Source organism: Ferroplasma sp. Type II (genome assembly GCF_000496155.1).
In genome coordinates this window covers 87,491-88,830 of sequence record NZ_KI542717.1, presented here as the reverse complement: position 1 = coordinate 88,830, position 1,340 = coordinate 87,491, and the positions used below count along the sequence as shown (strand labels likewise).

Below are 1,340 nucleotides of genomic sequence, written 5' to 3'. Positions count from 1 at the left end.
TTTTTTATGTTTGCACTGGATAACACATGCAGTTCCCATAATGAAAGGATTGAATAAATGGAGAACGCTGTTATTTATTTTCCCAGCAAAATAATTTAACTATGGTGCCATAGCAGATGGTGAATTATCTACCTGAATGGCAACAAAATTAACTACAAAATGTTGTGATAATTTCATATATTATACACATGGTGCTATTATGGAAATTAAAAATTCTCGACCTGTATTGCCCGCCGTATTACAGAGCATGTTTATAATAGCCCTTGGCAACCTGATAGATTCATCCTATGCCCCCATGGCACCGTTTATCAAGAATTTTTATGTCCTAACAGCTACACAAGTAGGTCTCGTCACCAGTGTTATATTTATCGGCTCATCGTGTGTATCCATATTCACGGGCTATTTTGTCGACAGGATAGGTTATAGAAATGCCATGAAATTATCATTTGGAATAATGGCTGCCGGCTCATTGATAGTGTTCAAATCCCCTTACTACATTACATTGCTATTCGGATTCTACCTTATTGGCTTCGGCTATGGTGTCCTGACCCCGGCCACAAATAGCCACATTATGGAGGAGTATTATCCGGAACATCTCACAAGAATGGGTATTAAACAGGCAGGTGTGCCCATGGGTGCCGCACTGGCTTCAATAGCTCTTCCATTCATTGTTCTCAGGACCGGGGTGCCATATACATACCTTGTTGTGTCTATTATGGCAATATTCATGGTACTGATTTTGCCATACAGGAAAAAACAAAATTCTTCGAAATTTAATGTCCGGGAGTATATTTCTGAGATGCTCCAGGCCGGAAAGAGCCGGATACCTTCTCATTATTGGATTCTCGGCATTGTTTCTTTCATGGTCTCAACAGTCGGTCATGACATACGATGTGCTGTATTTCCAGAAAATAAAATTCGGTACCATTATTGCCGAATCTTTTCTTATCACTGTCCTTATCAGTGCCATATTTGGAAGAATACTGTGGACAAGGCTGGGAAACATAATATTCAGAGAAAACCATATGGCAACATTTTCAATCATTATGTTTTCTACTGCACTGGTTCTTTTGGCATTCCCTCATTTTTCCTCCTACATATATTATGCTTACATTTTTTCAGTTCTAATTGGCTTCACAGCAATTTCATGGAACGGTGTATTCGTTTCCATAATATCAGAAATAGCTCCTCCGGGACGGGTAGGAATGTTCAGTGGAATGGGCATATTGATAATAAGCCTTGGTTACTATAATAGGAACACCAATTTCTGGATTGATAATAGACCATTATCATTCATATGACCTGATGTGGACTGTAATAGGGTTCAAACAGTTAATGAA

At 38.8% G+C, this 1,340-nt stretch carries 1 protein-coding gene; it reads left to right on the top strand.

Features of this window, described 5'->3' with window-relative positions:
* Window positions 1-136 precede the first annotated feature (136 nt).
* Window positions 137-1,252 (top strand): MFS transporter, encoded by a 1,116-nt coding sequence (locus AMDU4_RS14160; protein ID WP_394324943.1) that lies wholly within the window; start codon window positions 137-139, stop codon window positions 1,250-1,252.
* The last annotated feature ends 88 nt before the right edge of the window (window positions 1,253-1,340 follow it).